Annotated in this window: 20 protein-coding genes and 1 riboswitch; of the genes, 15 read left to right on the top strand and 5 right to left on the bottom strand. The window is 66.6% G+C overall.

Annotation, left to right across the window (positions count from 1 at the left end; genetic code table 11):
* Positions 1–10 precede the first annotated feature (10 nt).
* Positions 11–763: a TylF/MycF family methyltransferase gene (locus tag ABEA24_RS24760; RefSeq protein WP_345433423.1), complete on the bottom strand. Its 753-nt coding sequence runs from the start codon at positions 761–763 to the stop codon at positions 11–13.
* A gap of 392 nt (positions 764–1,155) precedes the next feature.
* On the opposite strand from ABEA24_RS24760, the gene ABEA24_RS24755 reads away from it, so the two are divergent.
* From ABEA24_RS24755 to ABEA24_RS24745, 3 genes are read left to right on the top strand one after another with little or no spacing between them, the layout of a single operon-like run.
* On the top strand, positions 1,156–2,922 hold the full coding sequence (locus ABEA24_RS24755; RefSeq protein WP_345433422.1) for a non-ribosomal peptide synthetase: 1,767 nt from the start codon (positions 1,156–1,158) through the stop codon (positions 2,920–2,922).
* Positions 2,919–3,668 carry a thioesterase II family protein gene (locus tag ABEA24_RS24750; protein ID WP_345433421.1) on the top strand — a complete coding sequence of 250 codons (750 nt, stop codon included), beginning with the start codon at positions 2,919–2,921 and terminating at the stop codon, positions 3,666–3,668. Before ABEA24_RS24755 ends, ABEA24_RS24750 begins: the two co-directional genes overlap by 4 nt.
* 27 nt (positions 3,669–3,695) lie before the next feature.
* Positions 3,696–4,892, top strand: a complete 1,197-nt coding sequence (locus tag ABEA24_RS24745) for an MFS transporter (protein ID WP_345433420.1) — start codon at positions 3,696–3,698, stop codon at positions 4,890–4,892.
* A gap of 92 nt (positions 4,893–4,984) precedes the next feature.
* Here the strand turns inward: ABEA24_RS24745 and ABEA24_RS24740 are convergent, their stop codons facing one another.
* Positions 4,985–5,590 carry a helix-turn-helix domain-containing protein gene (locus ABEA24_RS24740; RefSeq protein ID WP_345433419.1) on the bottom strand — a complete coding sequence of 202 codons (606 nt, stop codon included), beginning with the start codon at positions 5,588–5,590 and terminating at the stop codon, positions 4,985–4,987.
* A gap of 161 nt (positions 5,591–5,751) precedes the next feature.
* Between ABEA24_RS24740 and ABEA24_RS24735 the strand changes: the two genes are divergently transcribed.
* From ABEA24_RS24735 to ABEA24_RS24730, 3 genes are all read left to right on the top strand, one after another.
* Complete coding sequence (locus ABEA24_RS24735; RefSeq protein WP_345433418.1) at positions 5,752–6,591, top strand: helix-turn-helix transcriptional regulator; 840 nt, start codon at positions 5,752–5,754, stop codon at positions 6,589–6,591.
* Positions 6,592–6,675: 84 nt separating this feature from the next.
* Positions 6,676–6,846 (top strand): Rossmann-fold NAD(P)-binding domain-containing protein, encoded by a 171-nt coding sequence (locus ABEA24_RS53680; protein ID WP_425551230.1) that lies wholly within the window; start codon positions 6,676–6,678, stop codon positions 6,844–6,846.
* Positions 6,828–7,280: an SRPBCC family protein gene (locus tag ABEA24_RS24730; RefSeq protein ID WP_345433417.1), complete on the top strand. Its 453-nt coding sequence runs from the start codon at positions 6,828–6,830 to the stop codon at positions 7,278–7,280. Before ABEA24_RS53680 ends, ABEA24_RS24730 begins: the two co-directional genes overlap by 19 nt.
* A gap of 162 nt (positions 7,281–7,442) precedes the next feature.
* Here the strand turns inward: ABEA24_RS24730 and ABEA24_RS24725 are convergent, their stop codons facing one another.
* Complete coding sequence (locus ABEA24_RS24725) at positions 7,443–8,363, bottom strand: LysR family transcriptional regulator (protein WP_345433416.1); 921 nt, start codon at positions 8,361–8,363, stop codon at positions 7,443–7,445.
* 70 nt (positions 8,364–8,433) lie between these two features.
* Between ABEA24_RS24725 and ABEA24_RS24720 the strand changes: the two genes are divergently transcribed.
* The 3 genes from ABEA24_RS24720 to ABEA24_RS24710 are packed head-to-tail and all read left to right on the top strand — an operon-like array spanning position 8,434 to position 9,694.
* Positions 8,434–8,751: a hypothetical protein gene (locus ABEA24_RS24720; RefSeq protein ID WP_345433415.1), complete on the top strand. Its 318-nt coding sequence runs from the start codon at positions 8,434–8,436 to the stop codon at positions 8,749–8,751.
* Positions 8,748–9,500: an SDR family NAD(P)-dependent oxidoreductase gene (locus tag ABEA24_RS24715; RefSeq protein WP_345433414.1), complete on the top strand. Its 753-nt coding sequence runs from the start codon at positions 8,748–8,750 to the stop codon at positions 9,498–9,500. Before ABEA24_RS24720 ends, ABEA24_RS24715 begins: the two co-directional genes overlap by 4 nt.
* A gap of 23 nt (positions 9,501–9,523) precedes the next feature.
* A complete protein-coding gene (locus tag ABEA24_RS24710) occupies positions 9,524–9,694 on the top strand; it encodes a hypothetical protein (protein ID WP_345433413.1) in 171 nt (56 codons plus the stop codon).
* A 219-nt stretch (positions 9,695–9,913) separates the two neighbouring features.
* Here ABEA24_RS24710 and ABEA24_RS24705 read toward each other — a convergent pair whose 3' ends face one another.
* Together ABEA24_RS24705 and ABEA24_RS24700 are read right to left on the bottom strand one after the other, a co-directional pair.
* Positions 9,914–11,152, bottom strand: a complete 1,239-nt coding sequence (locus ABEA24_RS24705) for an MFS transporter (protein WP_345433412.1) — start codon at positions 11,150–11,152, stop codon at positions 9,914–9,916.
* The gene (locus ABEA24_RS24700) at positions 11,146–12,270 is read right to left on the bottom strand and encodes a cysteine synthase family protein (RefSeq protein ID WP_345433411.1); all 1,125 of its coding nucleotides are present in this window, start codon (positions 12,268–12,270) and stop codon (positions 11,146–11,148) included. The genes ABEA24_RS24705 and ABEA24_RS24700 overlap by 7 nt, the downstream gene beginning before the upstream one ends.
* 1,095 nt (positions 12,271–13,365) lie before the next feature.
* A riboswitch (cyclic di-AMP (ydaO/yuaA leader) is annotated at positions 13,366–13,509 on the top strand.
* On the opposite strand from ABEA24_RS24700, the gene ABEA24_RS24695 reads away from it, so the two are divergent.
* The 6 genes from ABEA24_RS24695 (at position 13,509) to ABEA24_RS24670 (ending at position 19,829) form a co-directional block, all read left to right on the top strand.
* Positions 13,509–14,528, top strand: a complete 1,020-nt coding sequence (locus ABEA24_RS24695; protein WP_345433410.1) for a CHAP domain-containing protein — start codon at positions 13,509–13,511, stop codon at positions 14,526–14,528. (Overlaps the previous riboswitch by 1 nt.)
* A gap of 400 nt (positions 14,529–14,928) precedes the next feature.
* A complete protein-coding gene (locus ABEA24_RS24690; protein ID WP_345433409.1) occupies positions 14,929–15,894 on the top strand; it encodes a hypothetical protein in 966 nt (321 codons plus the stop codon).
* Between the two features lie 175 nt (positions 15,895–16,069).
* Positions 16,070–16,444: a BlaI/MecI/CopY family transcriptional regulator gene (locus tag ABEA24_RS24685; protein WP_345433408.1), complete on the top strand. Its 375-nt coding sequence runs from the start codon at positions 16,070–16,072 to the stop codon at positions 16,442–16,444.
* Positions 16,441–17,388 carry a M56 family metallopeptidase gene (locus ABEA24_RS24680; RefSeq protein WP_345433407.1) on the top strand — a complete coding sequence of 316 codons (948 nt, stop codon included), beginning with the start codon at positions 16,441–16,443 and terminating at the stop codon, positions 17,386–17,388. Before ABEA24_RS24685 ends, ABEA24_RS24680 begins: the two co-directional genes overlap by 4 nt.
* Before the next feature lie 393 nt (positions 17,389–17,781).
* Positions 17,782–18,252 carry a cytochrome b family protein gene (locus ABEA24_RS24675; RefSeq protein ID WP_345433406.1) on the top strand — a complete coding sequence of 157 codons (471 nt, stop codon included), beginning with the start codon at positions 17,782–17,784 and terminating at the stop codon, positions 18,250–18,252.
* Between the two features lie 77 nt (positions 18,253–18,329).
* Positions 18,330–19,829 (top strand): Mur ligase family protein, encoded by a 1,500-nt coding sequence (locus ABEA24_RS24670; protein ID WP_345433405.1) that lies wholly within the window; start codon positions 18,330–18,332, stop codon positions 19,827–19,829.
* Positions 19,830–19,851 lie beyond the last annotated feature (22 nt).

The raw sequence follows: 19,851 nt of genomic DNA, 5'->3' as shown, positions 1-19,851 counted from the left end.
ATGCTCCGCTTCATCCGCCGCGCCGCCAGAAGGCGCCCAAGCCGTCGATGTCCTCGATAGGGTCAGTGACCCCGAACTCGGCACGCCAGTCATGAACGGCTTCTCTGCAAACCGGAACGTGGTAGTCGTCGATGATCACGAATCCGCCGGGAGAAAGTTTTGGATAAAGATGCACGAGCGTTTCCATCGTGGACTCGTAGAGGTCGCTGTCCAGACGAAGGACCGAAAGGTGATCTATCGGGGCGCTCGGCAGTGTTTCCCGGAACCAGCCGGGCAAGAATTCAACCTGCCCGTCGAGCAGGCCATAGCGCTCGAAGTTCTGTCGCACCGTGGGCAGATCGATCGCCAGGAGCTCATTGTATCGATCGGTCCCGAGCCGGCGGTCGCCATCGTGAGCAGAGGAATGTGTGGGCGGCATTCCCTGAAAGGAGTCCGCCACCCAGACCCGGCGGTCTTCGATTCCGTACGCCTTCAGTACGGCCCGCATGAATATGCAGGTTCCTCCACGCCATACGCCGGTCTCGATGAAATCGCCGGGAATATCGTCTTTCAGTACCGTGGCCATGCAGTTCTCCACGTTTTCAAGACGCCGAATCCCGATCATCGTATGCGCAACGCTGGGCCAGTCGACTCCCAGCCGGCGGTTAAGTTCGTCGTATTCCTTGGCCGGTGCCCAGCTCGCAGGAATCGGCGGATCCTCATAGATCGTGTTCGCCAGAACCTTCTTCATGAGATCCAGATAAAGGTCTACGGCGTCTTGCACGTCACAGCCCTCCGCGCCACGACTCACCTGCCTGTGTGTCGAGTGACCAATATGCGGCGAGTGTCACGACGACCAAAGGGCAGAGTCGTGACCGCTCGCGAATCCGAGCCCATTGCGCTCGTGATGATGTTAGGTCTTCGGGATGTGTTGGATCAAGGGCGTTCGGGCGACGCCCAGCCGACTGGAAATTGGCCGCCGGGTGGAATCGGAAGTGACTTCTGCTTGCTCTGCCGGTCGACAATCGGAACGTCGGGAATTAATCACTGAGTGGTACTGTGCGAACTCCGGACCGTCGTCCGGTTCCCGGCCGTCAGTCTAGCGAGCTGGATCGTTCCACACCAGAGGTGCCCGGGAGTCGGAAAGCCAGCTGCCATGCGAGAGAGGAGCGACTCTTGGCCAGCCGCATCGTGGACCTGATCGAGACTCAGATAAGACATCGCACAGACGCACCCGCACTAATCGCATCAGACGGCCGGCTCACCTATGGCGAACTGGATCGGCGCGCGAGAGTACTGTCCACGCGTCTCATCCGGGAAGGGCTCCGTCCCGGTGACGTGGTCCTCGTCCAGGCTCCGCGCGGCCTCGCCCTGGGGCTGGCCGTATTGGCGATTCTCCGGGCCGGCGGGGCTTTCTGCGTGGTCGATCCTCGATACCCCGCAGAGCGGATCCGTCATATGTGGCGGCGTAGCGGCGCCCGGTTCGCCCTGCTCACACCCGACCAGGTTCCGGCTCGGACGGGGCCCGCGCCGCGTGTCCTCGCGATGACCGACGATGAGGCCGCAGAGCCCGCAGGGCCGCCACAGGTCCATGACGTGGGAGGTGAAGACGCCGCCTATATGGTCTTCACGTCCGGTTCCACGGGTGGTCCCAAGGCTGTTTCGATGCCACACCGGTGTCTGGACAACCTCATCGAGTGGACCCTCGCGAGCACTTCCTCCAAGCCCCTCCGAACCATGCTGTTCGCGCCGCTCGGCTTCGACGTCTTCGTTCAGGAGATGTTCACGGCGTGGTGCAGCGGAGGATGCCTCCACGCTCCGGCCGACGACGAACGCACTGATCTGCCGCGCATACTCGATCTACTCGCGACCTGGGAGATCGAGCGTTTCTTCGTGCCGCCGGTCGTCCTGAGCCGATTGGCCGATCTGGCCGTTGAGTTCGATCGGTTCCCCACGTCTCTTCGGGAGGTCGCCGTCGCGGGCGAGGCGTTGCACATCACCGCTCGCGTTCGCGAGTTCTTCAGCCGGATCCCGGGGTGCCGTCTGCATAATCACTATGGCCCCGCCGAAACGCATGTGGCGGTCGCCCACACGCTCGCCGGCCCGCCGCGATCGTGGTCGGATACTCCTCCCATCGGTCTGCCGATCCCCGGGATCGAAGCTCATGTCCGTGCGCCGGAGGACCGCGAGATGGCCCCTGACGGCGGGGGTGAACTATGGCTGGCGGGTGTGGGCCTGGCCCTTGGGTACGCCAACGATCCTCAACTCACAAATGAGCGTTTTCCCGTGGTACAGGTGGACGGCCGGCGGATACGTATGTACCGCACCGGAGATCTGGTCGTTCAGGAAACGGACGGGGTCCTGAATTACGTTGGCCGGGCGGACGATCAACTCAAGATCCGTGGATATCGCATCGAGCCCGCCGAAGTCGAGGCAGAGTTGCGCCGTCATCCGCATATCAACGAGTGCGCCGTCGTGGCGTGGACGCCCCCGCAGGGGGAACGGCGGTTGGTCGCTCATGTGGTCACCGAGCCAGGTTGCTCCGCTGATGAACGGGAACTCCGTTCCTATTTGAGCAGGCGGCTGCCCGACCACATGGTTCCCCGGCACTTCGTCACCGCCGGATCCTTGCCATTGTCCCCTAACGGGAAGGTCGACCGTCGGCGTTTGAGCGGCCCGGCGGCCGCCGCGCCGCGGCGCGAAGACGACGATGCAGGTGATGTGAAGAGGCGCGTTGCCGCCATCTGGTCCGAAGTGCTGGGTTTCGAAGACATCGCCGACGACCGGCCGTTCGCGGAACTGGGTGGAACATCTCTTTCTGCGGCGGTCGTCATCACGAGGGTTCACGCGCGCTTCCGAGTAAGAATAGAAATGCATGAGTTCCTGAAACGGCCGACCGTCGCCGAGCTGAGCGCCCTGATCACAGAAAGGATGGGCACGTGACACATTTCGGTGGCTACGCGTCTTGGATACGCTCCTTCCACAACGCCGGCGACTCGACGCACCGCTTGTTGTGCTTCCCCTACGCGGGTGGATCCGCAGGCTATTTCTTTCCCCTATCCGCCGCCCTTTCTCCGGCCGTCCAGGTGCTGGGCGTTCAATACCCTGGAAGACAGGACCGGTACACCGAGCCCGCCATCGAGGACCTGGCGGAGATCGCCGACAAGGTCGCCAGCCTCATCGGCACGGAGAACCACTCGCGACTGGTCCTTCTCGGGCACAGCATGGGAGCTCTGATCGCCTTCGAAACTGCCAAGCGCCTCGAACTGAACTACGGCGTCGCACCTGTCAAGCTGATTGTTTCGGGGATGCAGGCGCCCTCGCGACACCGCGGCACTCGGCATTGGGACGGCGACGAACCTCTTGTGAACGAGATCCGGCTGCTCCACGGCACCGATCCGGCATTTTTTGAAAATGAAGAGCTTCGGGAGTTGTTCCTTCCGGTGCTGCGCAGCGACTACAAGGCGGTATGCTCCTATCGTGGTGATGTCCATACCGTTCTGTCCTGCCCGATCACGGCATTCCTCGGGCGAGCGGACCCTCGCGTCTCGCGAGGTGATGTGTCTCATTGGGCCGGCCACACGTCATCCGGCCTCTCCGTGCGGATGTTCTCCGGCGACCATTTCTACCTGAACGGCTTCCCGCCGGACGTCGTGGACGCCGTCAAATCCGAGATTCCCCACCCCTGAATCCCCATCGAAGAAGAGGAAACCGACGTGCCCGTGCGCCTCTTCCTGCTGGTGGCGGGAACGTTCTGCATCGGTACCGATGTGTTCGTCATCGCCGGGATGCTCCCCGAGATCGGTGACTCCCTCGGCGTGTCCATGGCGGCCGCCGGGCAGCTCACCACCGGCTTCTCGATCGGCTACGTCCTGCTCGGCCCTGTGCTGGCCGGTCTTCTCAGTGCCTGGTCACCGCGTACGACCTTGTCGGTCGCGCTCGGTGCGGTCGCCCTCGGGAACCTGATATGCGCCGGCGCGGACTCACTCCTGATCGCGATGTCCGGCCGCGTTCTGGTGGCCGCCGGCGCCTCACAGTTCACGCCCCACGTATCGGCCTTCGCGGCGAGGCTCGTTCCTGAAAACCGGCAGGGGAAGGCACTGGCGTGGGTCAGTGGGGGGCTGGCGATGGGATCCGTCCTCGGAGTCCCGGCGGGCACGTGGGCCGCTTCGGCGTTCGGGTGGAGGCTCACCTTCCTGTCGCTGTCCCTCGGCACGGCGTGTGTGGCCGTGGCGTTGAGCGCGACTCTTCGCGGAGCTGAAGGGCTTCGGCCGGGCGTCGGCGCGCGGGCACGGTTCACCGCCCTGAGGACTCCGGAGGTTCGGCTCGTCCTGGTCATCACCGGACTGATCGTGACCGCCGAGTACTCCGTCTACACCTACGCCGGCGCGGTCTTCGCCAAGGCGACCCACGGCGACGGCCGCCTCCTGGCGGCGCTCCTGCTGTCCTTCGGACTTGGCGGCCTGGTCGGCAACGCCATCGCCGGCGCGCTCACGGACCGCCCCGCCGGCCGTCACATCGTCCTCGTATCGGTCATCGGACTGGGCGGTGATTTCCTTCTGCTGCCGCTGACGAGCCGATCCTTCACGTCCGCGGTCATCGCCATGGCCGTGTGGGGCGTCAGCGGATGGATGTACGCGGCACCACAACAGCATCGGCTGCTGCGCCTGGCAGGCCCCGGCGGCCCGCTCGCCGTGGCGATGAACAGTTCCGTCATCTACGTCGGCGTCGCCCTCGGCGGCGCGATGGGAGGCCTGCTCCTCGGAAGCGTGACCGGGGATATGAACGGCGGCCGGTTGGGCCTGGCCGCCGCCGCCCTCAGCACACTGGCCTTGCTGCCCGAGGTGCTCTTCCGCCGTGCGGAGGCGGGAGGGCGAAGGACGACGGGCGCGGTCCTTCCCCATGAACCCTGACCTTCAACCGACCGCGTCCGCGGCCTCAGACGGTCACTCCGCCTCATCCAGCGTCCGAGGACCCGGCCGCGGTGGACGTGGTGGGAGGAGGATCATCGCTGGTTCCCGCCGTGGGACGGCCGATCAGGGTCGGTGCGTACGTGTGAGCGCACCCCTTGCAGGCCGAACAGGATGAGAAGCTCGACGACGCCGCCGTCGGCGCTGCCCAGCCAGTGCGGCAGAGATGTCTCGAACTCGGCTGCCTGACCGGATGCCAAGGTCAGGTCGCGCTTGCCGAGCACGAGCCGCAGACGCCCGTTGAGCACGTACAGCCATTCGAAGCCTTCGTGGGTTTGCGGGGTCGGTTCGAGCGGTTCCGGCCGGGCAGGGATGATCATCTTGAACGCGTGCACTCCGCCCGGGCGGCGGGACAGAGGCACGAAGGTCATCCCGAACCGCTGGATCGGCTTGAGGTGGATCCGGGGGTCGCCGGTGCGCGGGGCGCCGACGAGGTCGTCCAGTGGCACGTCGTAGGTACGGGCCAGCGGCAGCAGCAGCTCCAGGGTCGCCCGGCGCTGCCCGCTCTCCAGCCGGGACAGCGTGCTCTCGGATACGCCGGTCGTGGCCGCGAGGTCGGCGAGCGTGATGCCGCGGTCGCGGCGCAGCGCGCGCAGGCGCGGTCCCACCGCGTCGAGCACGTCTTCGATTTCGCGGTCCACGACGGGCATCTTGCCAGAACCGCAAGTTTCCGTGCCAGATCGCGGGACACCTGGTGAGACCGAGCGCGTGCCGACCTCTTACCGAGATCCCCGTCGATAGCCTCGATGTCGTGGTGTTCGAATCCGCTCTTTTCGATCTTCAGCCGTATGTGGGTTTCGACATGGCTCGTTACGTTCGGCGGACGTATTGCAGCTGGGAGGACGCCGGCTGGCGGTCCTTGCTCGTTCAGCGGTTCGAGCACGTCCCTGTCGTCGAGGACATGGAGCTGCCCGGCACGGCGGATCTGCACCTGGTGCTGCCGGTCGCGGGACGGGCGGTAATGGAGACGCGAAGCGGTGGCCGGGGGAGCCGTTCCGCGTGGGAGCCGGGACGGCTTGCGCTGGAGATCCCGGATCAACCTGTTCTTCGCAGTTATCGCGGGGACGGATCGATGCGGAGCGTGCAGGTCCACATCCCACGTGGCACCGTCGATTCGGTCGCGGGGCAGTTGGGCGGCCGCGCGGCGGACCACGAAGCCATGGCCGCGTCCTTGGCCGCGGGTGACCCGCTGATCGAGGAGACCGTCCGGGCGGTCGGTTCCACGGGCGAGGCCGATGATCTGTATGCCGAGTCCGCGGCCGCCTTCCTGGCCGTGCACCTGCTCACCCGCCATTCGCGGCTGTCGGCTCCTCGGCCGCCGGCGCGGGAAGACGCGCGCGTCCGCGCGGCTGCCGCGATGATGCGCGAGCGGCTGGCCGATCCGGTCACCCTGGCCGACATCGCTGCTGAGGTGCACCTCAGCGTCTACCACCTCGTCCGGGTCTTCAAGGAGGCGACGGGGGCGACCCCGTACCGGTTCCTCACCCGGCTACGGATCGAGGAGGCGAAACGGCTGCTGCGCGACACCGACCTGGCGATCGCCCAGATCGCGCTGCGGTGCGGCTTCGCCAGCCCCGGCGCCTTGTCGGCTGCCTTCTTGCGACACACCGGAGTACGCCCCTCGCTATATCGCAATTCCTGACCGTTACCCCGCAATCTCGAGCATGGGGGCAGCGACAACCCGTGCCTAGGGTTGCGGCTATGACCGACGTTCTTGCGACATGGAGTGCGGGTCAATGCGGTCGGCCCCGCCTTCATCGACACACCGCTCTTGGCTGATGCCGACAAGGAGGCCGTGGTGTCGCTGCATCCGCAGGGCCGGCTGGGACGGGCCGAGGAAGTGGCGGAAGTTGCGATGAAGTCCGATTGGAGTTCCCGATGCCCACATACGACGTGACCGTGTCCACGACGGCTCCTCCGGCAGTCGTTTGGAAGCTGCTGCTCGACGCCGAAACCTGGCCGACCTGGTCGCCCGTGGACAGTCTCGATCGAGAACGGTCGGTCGGCCTCGACCCCGACGGCCGCGACGGGGTCGGGGCGATACGCGCGTTTCGTACCGGCCGGACCGTGACGGGGGAGCGGCTGACTGAACTGTACGAGGAACGCCTTCTCGCCTATGAGGACGCCTTCAACCCGGTCTTGCGCCACTACCGGGCGCGGATCGAGCTCGATGAGGAACCCGCCGGAGGCACTCGCATCCGTTGGCGCGGCGAGTACGAGACGTCGTGGCCTGCGAGCTGGTACCTCCCGCGCTACCTCAGCAAGTTCATGGCGAGGATGGCTCGCGGGCTCGGGGCGCACGCCGCAGCGATACACGACGAGGCAGCCTAGTGTTCGCCCCGAGACGCGCGTGTACCTGACCGCCGGGCACCCCCGAAGGACAGAGGCCACCGACATGCCATGCCGAGCCGGACGGGACCCGAAACCGGATCGATACGATGCGGAGCATGGCCGTCGTGGGCGTCCTCCTCGGAGCCGGCACGCTCGCCTCGGTCACCGAACCTCCTCCGGCACGAGCCGCTCGTCGTCCGAACCGGGCGGCACTTCAGGTTTGTCGAGGCCGGATCGGGTTTCGTGCCGGCGCCGCCTGAGCGCGGCGGCCACGAACGACGCGACCAGCGGTCGGCGGTCCTGCTCGTTCCAGGCGAGCACGAGGCGGCTGGGCGGCGCGTCGGTCACCGGGATGCAGACCAGGCCGTCCGGGACCGGTTCGACCAGGGAGCGGGGCAGCACCCCGATCATCCGGCCCACCGCGATCATGTCACGCAACTGGACGACGTCGGCGACCTCGGGACCGGTGCCGTCGCCCCCGGGGATCCCTTTCCAGCGCGGCAGCGTCTCACCCTCCAGATCGGACATGCGTACCGAAACCCGCTCGGCCAGCCGGTGCCCGGACGGGACGATGACCACGCGGTCCTCGGTGAGCAGCGTCTCGTGGGCCAGGCCGTTGAGATCGTCGAACGGCGCGTAGAGCAGGCCGACGTCGGCCCGGCCGTCGCGCAGGATGTCGGCGCGGTCGGCGGGGCCACTGAACAGGATGTCCACCCGGCGGGCGTCGGGCTCGTGGGCGTACTCGGCCAGGATCCCGGACAGCAGGCCGGCGTCGCCGCCGGGCTTGAGCACGAGCCGCAGGGGGGCCTGGAGGTCGCCGGCGCGCCGGGCGTTCCGGACGGCGGCGCCGACCGCGTTGAGCGCATGCCGCCCGTGTTCCTGCAACGCCTCCCCGGCCGGGGTGAGCTCGACGTGCCGGCTGGAGCGGATGAACAGCGGGACGCCGAGCCGGGTCTCGATCCGCCGGATCGCCTTCGACAGCGCCGGCTGGGCGATCGAGAGCCGGACGGCGGCCCGGCCGAAGTGCAGCTCGTCGGCGACCGCCATGAAGTACTCGAGCTCGCGGGTCTCCAGTTCAACCATGCCTCCAGGTTATCGCTGAAGATCCAGCCGGTCTTGGACATCAGCGGCGTACGCCATCAAGAATCGACACGTGATCAACCACACGATGATCGTCTCCTTCGATCAGCCCCTGCCCGAAATCGAGCTCGACCAATACCTCGCGGACATCGAACGGGTCATGCTCGACTCCGGTTTCGTGCAGTCGGTCGTGGCCCGGCGCCACATCCCCATCCCCGGTGAGGAGGCCATTCCGGCGCTGATCGCGACCACGATCGTGCGGGTCACCGTGGCCGACACCGACGCGCTGGCGAAGGGGTTCAGCGCGCCCGGCATGCACGAGGTCATCGACCGCTGGCAGTCGCGGCACCCGTACAAGGTCGCCTGGGCGAACCACGAGCCGCTGGCATGAGCGCCGTTTCCCGGAAGGTGGGACTGGTCACCGGCGCCGGCAGTGGGATCGGTCGCGCGGCGGCGCTGGAGTTCGCCCGGAGCGGCGCCGCGATCGCCGTGCTCGACATCGACGAGAGCACGGCGGCCGAGACCACCGAGATGATCAGGAAAGACAACGGGGAAGCACTGACCGTCACCGTCGACATCGCCGACGAACGCTCCGTGCAGGCGGCCGTCGAGCGCACGGTCACGGCGTACGGTGGCCTCGACTTCGCCGTGAACAACGCCGGCCTGGACTCCCACCACCGGCAGCTCGACCAGATGACCCTGGACGAGTTCGAGCGCGTGGTCCGCGTCAATCTGGCCGGGACCTTCCTGTGCATGAAGTACGAACTGCCCGTCCTGCGGCGGCGCGGCGGCGGTGCGATCGTCAACATCGCCTCCAACGGCGGCCTGTACGCGATCCCGACCGCTCCCGCCTACGTGGCCGCCAAACACGGCATCGTCGGGCTCACCAAGGTCGCCGCGATCGACTACGCGCCGGACAACATCCGGGTCAACGCCGTCTGCCCTGGCCCGACCCTCACTCCCGGGTTCGAGAGGGTGGCGGCCGGCACCGACATGATCGCTCGGCAGGCGGCGATCACGCCGCTCGGCCGACTGGCCACGCCGGAAGAGGCCTCGGCGGCGGCGGTCTGGCTCTGCTCGGACGCTGCGTCCTTCGTCACCGGGATCGCGCTGTCGGTCGACGGCGGGCGGCGGGCATGAGGGTCATCGCGGTCGAGGAGCACATGGCCACCGAGGCGTTCCTGCGCGTCGCGCACGGCCTGGACGTCGTGCCGGGCGACGAGACCGAGATGGATTTGATGCGTACGGTGGAGAACCCTGCTGATTCTCGCGCTCGACTCGTCGATCTCGATGCCCGTTCACCACGAGCGGCATCGACGATCCGGACGTGCTGAGCACGCCGAACAACCCCGCCTTTTCGCTCACCTCCTCGTGGACGTCGGCGCTCGTCTCAGGGCCGGGGACGATCAGGGCCGCCTTGAGCCCGGCCAGGAGGCATGCTGGATCATCAAGCCCAAGGGCCTCAAGGGCTTCTGAGGCTCTGCGCACAAGACCTCGCCGAGACGCACGCACGTCCGGCGAGGTCTTGCGTGTGCGGGTCGGGAGCCGGCCTGTCAGCCGGTGACACCGACCGGTTCCTGCTTCCGCTCTCTGCTCCGTGGGTCGCTGAACTCGGTCATTCCGGGGACGAGGAGCGTCAGCAGGGCACTGCAGATCACCAGTAACCCGGCGCCGGTGAGCACGGTCCGGGCTCCGGCGGCGTGGACCATGATCGGGATGACGGCGAAGCCCACTGGGCTCATTCCGTACGAGACGACGAAGTCCAGCGAAGAGATCCGGGCCTGCAGGCGTTTGGGCACTTCGCGTTGGATCGCGGTGAACCAGGGGATGTTGAAGATCTCGATCCCCATACCGCCGATGGCGCAGGCGGCCACGATGATCCAGCTTTGCGATGCGTACGCGAGAGAGATCGGAACGAGCCCGTAACCGGCGAGCATGACCATGCCCGGGATGCCGACGCGTCGGGGCCTCCAGCGGCTCATCACGAGGGCGCCCACGATCGCGCCGGCGGAGTAGGCACCGAGGGCGAGACCGATGAGCGCGGTGGAGTCGAATCGTTGCCGGCTCACCACGGGCAGCATCACGTACTTGGCCGCCTCACCGAAGGCGAGCCAGAAGACCAGAGCGGCGAGGCCGGCGAGGAACCAGCGGTGGCGGCGCGCTTCGGCAAGCCCTTCGCGGAACTCGGTCAGTGCATCGGCCTTCGCTTCCGGTGCCGGCACGGCGCGATGCCTGGTGGCGACGGTCGCGGCGAGCAGCGCGGACACTATCCAAAGGGCCGCCGAAGCCGTGAGGCTGAGGTCCCGGCCGACCTGGGTGTACAGGGCCACCGCTGTGGTCGGGCCGCCGACCAGCCAGATTCGCAGGCTGAGCGTGGTGATCGCGTTGGCCTCCTGCAGCCGATCCTCGCCGAACAACTCTCCGATCATCGCTTGGTAGGCGCTGCGGAACATGCCCTCGCCCGCACCGGCGCAGCAGATCGCGATGCAGAGGGCAATGAGGGGCAGATCGGCGAACAGCCCGACGACCGCGGTGGCGCCGCCGCGCACCGCACTTGAGATCGTCAGGACGACCGCGCGCGGGTAACGATCGGCGATGATGCCGCCGGGCAGGGAACCGATGACGAATCCGAGTGTCCGCGCGCCCAGCACCAGGCCGAGCGCGGTGAGGCCGTGTGGCCGGTCGAGAATGGCGAGCGTCAGCGCGGTGGGCATCATGCCTGTCGCGGCGGCCGACGCCGAATAGCTCAGCCATAGACGGCGGAACATCCTCTCCCGCAGCAACGTCAGCATCGATTCCCTTTCCAGTCCGAGCGGGCGAGAACGGGGCTGGGTGAACCGAGTTCGGCCGCCAGTTCGGGCTGGTGGTTCGCGCATTCCTCGGCCGGCCTGGTCGAGTACGGCGCCAGCTCCTCGACGCGTTTACGCAGGGTCTCCGGGTCGGCCGTGGTGGTGAGTCCGTGGGCGCGTAGCCAGTTGTCGTTGAAGGCGGTGGCCAGATACCGTTCGCCGCGGTCGCAGGCGAGGAAGGCGACCTGCCGACCGGAACGGGCACGTATCGCCTTGGCGAGAGCGACAGCGAGCGCCGCACCGGTGGAGACACCCGCGAGCAGTCCCTCCGAACGCACCAGGGTGCGGCATGCCTGATAGGCGTCCTCGTCGGTGACCTTGTACACCTCGTCCACCAGCGACAGGTCGAGGTTCGTCGGAGTCCAGCTCAGCCCCACGCCGGGGGTGAGGTAGGCGTGTGATTCGCCGCCGAAGACCGCGGAGCCTTCGACATCGACACCGACCACTTCCACGTACGGCGAGCGTTCTTTGACCGCACGGGCGATACCGCCGAGTTGGCCGCCGGTGGAGACGGTGCACACGACCGCCGACAGGCCGTGGGTCTGGTCGAGCAACTCACGGGCGGTGGTCCGGTAATGCGCCTGACCGTTGAGCGGGTTGAAGCACTGATCGGGACGGAAGGAATTCGTGATCTCGCGTTTCAGCCTGTTGGCGAGCGCGATCCGTGTCTTGTGGTACGAGCCGGAGTCATCGGGCTCGTCGACGACGACGATCTCTGCCCCGTAAGCCTCCAGGAGGCCGCGGTTGGTGGCAGTGAGCTTGGGATCGACGATGGCGATCACTCGGTAACCGCGGGATGCGCCGATCATCGCCAGTGCGATCGAGAAATTCCCCGAGGACGACTCGATGATCGTGCCGCCGGCGGACAGCTGCCCGGTCCGCTCGGCATGCTCGATGATGTACCAGGCCGGTCGGTCCTTCAGGCTGCCGGCCGGATTCGTGCCTTCCAGCTTGACGACGAGTTGCGCCTCGTCCTGAGTCGTGAGGTTGCGAAGACGTATCACGGGTGTGCACCCGATGACGTCCAGGAGCTCCGGCACATACGTATGCGCTGTTCGCATGGGTGATGGTCCTTATCGGTCGCGCGGCGTGACAGTGGGCCTTCTGCGCCGGCGTGGTGCCGACGCGCGCGACTGATCAGGATCGGAAAACGCACAGAACGGCCAGGGCGGCAGCCCAGTCGTGGCGTACTGAGTGACCTGTGTGTGCCGATATCGGCGGTGACCGCTCCCGCCCGTTCGCCTCGGCGTTCACCCACGCGAACATGGGCATGACGTGCGAAGACATGGGAGCACGTTGGCAGGAAAGACCCATCCGTAGCTGACTGTCAGAGGTCGATCCCATCGGCGGATCGTCGTGGCATCTATGCCCGCTGTTGTCGCAGGTCCCGTGTCCGAACGTGGGCATCGAATGCGAGGGGGAGGTGATGGTGAAAGTGCGATGGAAATCGCTATGAAGATGTCCTGCTGGAACGCATGGGCATCCGTATGCCATGAAGACCAACAGCGACAGGAAACCGTGGATAAGCAGGCCGGTGCGATCTCGACCTAACGCGGGGATCCTGGCGAACGCCATCACGGGTGTAACCATAGCCAGAAGATCGCCATAGCTGTTTAAGGTGAGGGTGGTAACTCCTTAATGGTTTGGCAACCCGAAAAAAGTTGGACCGAATATGTGTCAGTCCTTCGACTGTTGGAGTTTCGGGCGTGGGACCTTAACCGAGGTCCATCTACCAGCTCGCGCCTTCGAATGTCAGGTGCCGGCGTTCAGCTTCTGCTCGATGTCTCGAGACGAAGCGGTACCTCCTCAGATCGGGATGTCGCCAATATCCGATGACGGGGCGGCACCTCGCGGCGGGAGCGATACCGCGATGCAGGGATGATCGTTGAACATCTCCTACAGAGAGTAGTAAGCGAGGGCGAGCGGAGCGATCTGGGGCAGCGGTGACGGCGAGATGACGACTCGCCGCCGTGGCCTTCGGGTGAGTCGTGCGGTGGAACATCGCTCCAGCGTGACGCTAGGTGGTTGGGTGAGACGCGATCGGTGAGACCGCTGATTCTCTCAGTTCTTATCTCCAGGCTCACTTGCCGCTTCCGCGACATTGCTACTACATTGCGTCGGAGTCGGACTGCGATCTACCTCCCACCAGGGAGGTACGGTCTGATCCGCCTAGTCCTGTGCCGCAGCCGGCGGCGCGGGAGCCGGGGACCCATCTGTCTCTGGGGTGAATCCGCCTGTGCGGTAGGGCTTCCCTGGCCCGAACCCGTCAGCTAACCCGGTCGGCGGTATAGGGAGAGCGATGGATCCGGTAGGACACAAGCTGCTGCAGATCGCCAAGAGCCAGCTCGGGTACGCCGAGAAGAGCGGCGGTTACACCAAGTACGGCGACTGGTACGGCAAGCATGTCGACAAGGGCTCCTACTACAAGACGGCCCCCTGGTGCGACATGTTCCTGGCCTGGGCTGCCGACAAGGCCGGTGTTGAGGACTGGGCGGGCGAGTTCGCCTCCACACCCCAGCACGCGCTGTGGTTCCAGAAGCATCATGCCTGGGGACACAAGCCCGAGCCAGGAGCGATCGTCTTCTTCTCCTTCTCCGGGAACAAGAGCATCGGCGGCATCGAACACGTCGGCATCGTGGAGAAGGTCGACGGCCACACGCTGCACACCATCGAGGCCAACCACAACAATGCATTGCTGCGCGCGACCCGGGACATCAGCCAGGTCGTCGGGTTCGGGTATCCGGCGAAGGTGAAGGTCAAGGGCAAGTCGATCCCGGGCACGGAGCAGAAGGCAGAGCAGAAGACGGGGGAGAAGTACGTTCCGAAGCACTCCGCTCCGCCGCCCTCGGTCGGGTCGCTCGTCAGCGACGTCGGGCCGGCGACGCATGCCGTCCAGACGACTCACTCAGCACCGGAAAAGCCATCCGCGTTCGCCGAGCAAGGTGCCGCGTTGACCGGGCTCCTGGCCGTCGTCGTATTCGGAACGGCCGCGCTGGCCATCGCCAAGTCCAAGGTCAAGGTGCCGGTGCCCTCTTCCGGAGTGCAGCTTCGCAAACGCGGAAGGCACCACCGCACTCCGGCCGAGCTGCCGGCGGATGTCACCGTAGCTCATCTCGAGGACGCCGACGCGAGTACGACCGTCATGCCTGCGCTCACCGCGCACGCGGCGGCGCAGGCCGAGGATCGCGAATTCTGGGGCAAGATCTCTGAGCTGGAGGAGGACACGGAACTCGCGTTCTGGGACTCGCTTCATTCGGTCGTGGCCGACACGAGTCAGAAGGCAGGCTCATCAAGGTCGGCAGTGTCCTCCGGCCGTTGACGAGGCTCTTCTCCCTGTGGTCGGCCACGTCGAGCCGTAGCCGATTCGTCGGGACGGGCCGCTACGACCTGGCCTTCCATGCGCCGCTCTGGGCGGTTGAGGTCCGGCGCGGTGCCGTCATCACCAACAGGGGCGTCGTCGGCGTGGAGATCACACCTTTCCGAATATGAAACGACTTCCAGTGGCGGCGTGGGGCGGACCGAGCGCGATGAGTGTGTCTGGCGGAGACATTCGGGCGGTACGAGCCCTCGATGGTCAACTTCCCGCACGGACCCTTGAGGGTTACCGCCGTGGGGGTTCTGTCGTCCGTCGAGAACTCGAAGACGCGGAACGATGGCGACGTGACCTCCTCGGCCGGCCGACCGGATCATCCGACCAGACATCCGCCGCTGCGGGACGGTTGCTCTGCGTCTGGAACGCCTATGCGCTGCAAACGCTCGGTGAACACCTACTCGACGCCATCCATCCCTACGACGACGGAAACCTGCCGTCCGGAGCGGCGGCTCGGACCCTCGCCTTCCTCGGACAGGTCGAGCGCTGGCTCTTTCATGCGCGCCGAATAGCGATTGATTCGACCTACCGGATCGAAGACCACGTTCACCTTCCCGCGGACCCTCCGACCTGGCGCGTGGATGAGCCCAGCGATCGTCGGCTGCTGGCGGCGACGGCGACGGCCGCGCGGGCGATCCACGCGCGAGGCCTGGTCGCTCTGGTCCGCCATGCGGATGTGCCGGGAATCCGGTCTGAGGACCGCGACCGCCTCAGGCGAATCCTCGGCCGTGCCGGCGATGCGATCGAGTATGCGGCGCGAGCATCGCTCGACGGTGATCCGGCGACCATGCCGACACCTCCCGATGTGCACCTGCGGTACGCGATCCGCACCCTGTACGCATTCGGCCAATACCTCGCGATGCCGCATCTGCTCGATGGCCGAGACGCTACGAGGGCGGTCTCCCTGGCCGCCCGCGTCGTGGAGAAGACCGATCCATGGTGCCTCACGGACCCTGACCAACGCCCCATCCTTCAGTCGCTCCCCGGAGCGCACGCCGTTCTCGAGCGGATGTGGGCGGCGGACAGCTGCCGGGCGGCGACCGTGCGCGTTCAGGCCCAGATCGCCGCGGCGCTGCGCCTGGGAGCGATCGTTTTCGCGGTCGACCGGGCCGGTGAACGGCTGGGATGTTTTCACCGCTGTCCGTGGCCGGCCGTATATGAGGTGCGGCGTCCGGTGACGATCGGCGGCATCCAGCTCTGGCCATTGCAGCACTTCACTTACGACGTCACGGGTCCGCGCGAAACGGACCTGTTCGCGCGTCGCATCCTCGTGTCGGTCTTCACCCCCGCAGAGGATCGGCCGATCGGCTGGTGACGATTCTGCGCCGGTCTCCTCCTATGGTACGCAGTAGGTGTAAGCCGCTCTTGCTCCGTGATCGAGCCTGCACGGCCTAACACTTGGTGCGGGCCCAATCCTGACCGTCCCTACATGTACTATGGTCCATAGTAGAATGGGGGTGCGACAGCAGTCCGGGGACATGGAGTAGGCGATGGCACTACGGCAGTTCGGTGAACTCGAAGCAGCGATCATGGATTGCCTCTGGCGCTATGGCCGGCCGGTTCCGGTGCGCGAGGTCGTGGAGGACCTGCAAAAAGACCGGACCATCGCGTACACCACGGTCCTGACGGTGATGGACAAGCTGCACAAGAAGGGCTGGCTGCGGCGGGAGAAGGCAGGGCGAGGGCATCTGTACGAGCCGCTGGTCAGTCGCGAGACCTATACGGCACGCCTGATGCGTTCGGCGCTGGCGACCAGCAACAATCAGGCCGCTGCTTTCGTTCACTTCCTGTCTGAACTATCCACTGACGAAGCGCAGGCATTGCAGGCGGCGATGCGGATCGTGTCTCCGGAGAAGAACTCATGACCGCAGCCCTGGCGCTGCTGATCTACGCCGCGGCACTTCTCACCGCAGGACCCCGCCTGTTGAAGAGACTCGACTGGGTCGATCGGGCGCCACGGCTCGGACTCGCGATGTGGCAGGCGGCGACGGCATCGGCGCTTATCTCCCTCGCCTTGGGCGGGCTGGTTCTTGTCGTGCCGGCGATCCGTGACGCGGGCGGTCTCACCCACGTCCTCGACGCATGCGTGACGGCCATGCGCGACCACTACTCAGGTGTATCGCAACCTGTCGGGGCGGTCGCCGGTCTGCTCAGCTCGGCGGGACTCGTTCTATGGGCCGGCGGTCACGTCATAGCGAGCCTTGCCCGCGCCTGGTGGAGTAAACGAGCTCACCTCGGTGCACTGGCCCTGGTCGCCCGGCCGCTTCCGGAGAAGGGCATCGTCGTGGTCGAGCATGCCGCACCGGTCGCCTACTGCATCCCCGGCCGGCGTTCTCGCATCGTGCTCACCACAGGCACGCTTGATCGGCTCGACGGCGCACAGTTGTCGGCCGTGCTCGAGCACGAAAAGGCTCATCTGCGGGGACGGCACGACATCGTGCGCAACGTTGCGGTCGCGCTGGCGAGAGCGTTCCCCCGAATTCGCCTCTTCCGGGACGCGCGGCTCGAGATCGCCCGCCTGATCGAACTCATAGCCGACGATTCGGCCGTGCGCCGCCATGACAGAGCGGTCGTGGCCGCCGCGCTGGTCTCTGTCGCAGCTGGCCCGGTTCCGGCGGCGGCACTGGGAGCCGGCAGCACTGCCCTGTTGACGCGAGTACGAAGGCTTCTCAACCCGGCGCGTCCGTTGAGCCGTGCCGCTCGTGGCATCAACGCCATGGGGATCGCTCTGCTTCTCGCCCTGCCGCTGGGGCTTGCCGCCAATCCCGCGATCGTCGCGATCTTCGAGCGCCACTGCCCGGTAGGTTGAACCGCCTGCCGTCTGCACGCGTCGGCGACCGGACGAGGCCGCTCGTTGCGCCTCTAAAGCTACTACCCCACATAGTTCTTGCTTCTTAGGGGTCGTTCTCTTCGTAATGGCGCGACACCCTGTTTGCAGGTGTTAAACCGTCCCGCCTCCACTTCGACGGTCCGGCGTTCGCGGTACGCTTGCTCAAGGATCTACTATCTAGAGTAGTAGGAGTCCGATGTGTGCGTCGTTCGGGGCCGACCCGTCGCACATGGGCGGAACCAGCGCATGATGGCCACGAACCAGAGAGTCTCCATGGGGATACCGGCTCGCTTCCTTGGGCAGATCCCAGGCGGCCCTTGTCGGCGCGGCCTGCGGTGTCTCGCTCGTTCCCGCAGACCCACCCCACGCGCGGTGGGCAGCGAGATCGGACGCAAGGACCGGTCCCGCGCCGGAGAATCCACGGTCGCGTCTCGTCGTCCCCGAAGCCGTCAGTGGCTGGTGCTCGTCGGTCTGTTCCTCTTGTCGGCACTGCTCGCCGTACACGGACCGGAGGATTCGGCCTCGACGACCGCATCGGGTGAGTCGGTCGTCCTCAGCCTGGCGATCCGCCCTGCGAATATCGGGCCGTCGGCCGCGCGGACGACGGTCGCTGAAGGTCACGAACGCGCGGGGCACCCCCACCGCCCGGCGAAGTCACTGGAGCCGTCCGGGCAGGTCTGCCTCGCACTGCTCGCACTGACGTTCCTCCTGATCGCTGCCGGAGTCGGCGCCAGGCGCGAACACCTCCCCACCGGTGCCCCGGCTTCGGCAGGCGCTTTGCACCGCGAAGACCGTGCGTATCGGCCTCCGGAGATCTTCGAACTGTCCGTGCTGCGGCTGTGAGGGATCGGACGGCTCACCTCCCACCGAGCCGTTTCGTCCATCCCCTCAATCCACACCTCAGCCATGGAGTGTTCTTGATGCGTCTGTCCGACCTCGCGATGTACCTACCCGATGCGACCCTTGACCAGGCCCACGGTGACTACGACGTGCTCCGCGTCATCCACGACTCTCGGCAGGCACGGCCAGGTGACCTGTTCGTCGCCGTGCGTGGTCTACGCGCCGACGGGCACGACTACGCCGCTCGCCTCGCGCGGGAGGGCATCGCGGTCGCGATCGAACGTCCGCTACGGCTCTCGGCCGCCGCGCCGGTGCTGAGGCTGCCGGACACACGAACCGGATTGGCCGAGGTCGCCGCAGCCCTGCACGGAAGACCTGCCAGGCGGCTCCTCATGGCCGCGGTGACAGGCACGGCCGGCAAGACGACGACCGCGCACATGACGGCCCACATTCTCACCGCCGCCGGTGTTCCGGCCGGCTACCTCAGCACGGTCGCCCACGGAACCGGGTCTCGCAGCAGAGACAACCGGTCCGGGCAGACGACGATGGCGGCGCCGGACAACCAGGAATGGCTGGCCCGGATGGCGGCGCGCCGCATGCGCGCCGCCGTCATCGAGACGAGTTCCCATGCGCTGGAGCAGGGCTGTGTCGCGGCGTGTGACTTCGACGTCGCGGCCTACACCAATATCGGCACGGATCATCTGGATTACCACGGGACTTGGGAGAACTACTTCCTCGCGAAGGCCCGTCTCATGGAGCTCGCCGCGCGAGCGGCCGACAAGGGTGTGCCCAAGACGACGGTCCTCAATCGTGACGACCCCTCCTGGGAGGCGCTCAGCGCCCACTGCCTGACGGAGAGGCGGCTGACCTACGGGATCGAGCACGCCGCCGACGTACGCGCTACCGACGTGTGCGTCAGCGGAAACGACGCCCGATTCACCCTGCGCACCTTCGCGGGGACGGCGCAGGTGCGTCTCGGCCTCCCGGCCCTGTTCAACGTCCGCAATGCACTGTGCGCCGCCGCATCCTGCCTGGCGCTCGGAGTGCCGGTCGAGGCCGTGGCCGATGCCTTGTCCGGCTTCGACGGCGTACGCGGGCGCCTCCAGCGAATCGACCGGGGACAGCCGTTCGACGTCTACATCGACTTCGCCCATTCCTCGCTCCGGCTTACCAGCGTGCTCGGCGAGCTGGGAAAGAACACGACCGGGCGGCTGATCGCCGTCTTCGGCGCCACCGGTCGTGCCGATCACGATCCGGCGGGCATGGGGCGCGCGGCGGCGCATCATGCCGACTTCTTCATCATCACGACCGACGACCCGGCCGACGCGGATCCAGGGGATCTGGCCGGTCAGATCGAGTCCGGAGTCACGGGACGGCGCCGCGGTACCGACTACGAGGTGATCCTCGACCGGCGCAGCGCGATATGGCGAGCCGTTGAGGTGGCGCGACCGGGCGACGTGGTCGTCCTGGCAGGCAAGGGCCCCGAACGGACGATGTTGCTCGCCAATGGTCCAGTGCCGTGGGACGAGCAGGCCGAAGTCGAGACCGCCCTCCGCAAGATGGGCCGGGCCATCGCCTGAACGGACACGGGGTCGGGCTCTG

The sequence above is a fragment of the Actinoallomurus vinaceus genome, from assembly GCF_039542055.1.
GTDB lineage: Bacteria > Actinomycetota > Actinomycetes > Streptosporangiales > Streptosporangiaceae > Actinoallomurus > Actinoallomurus vinaceus.
Note: the sequence above shows the minus strand (reverse complement) of the source record. Positions and strands in the feature narration are given on the sequence as shown.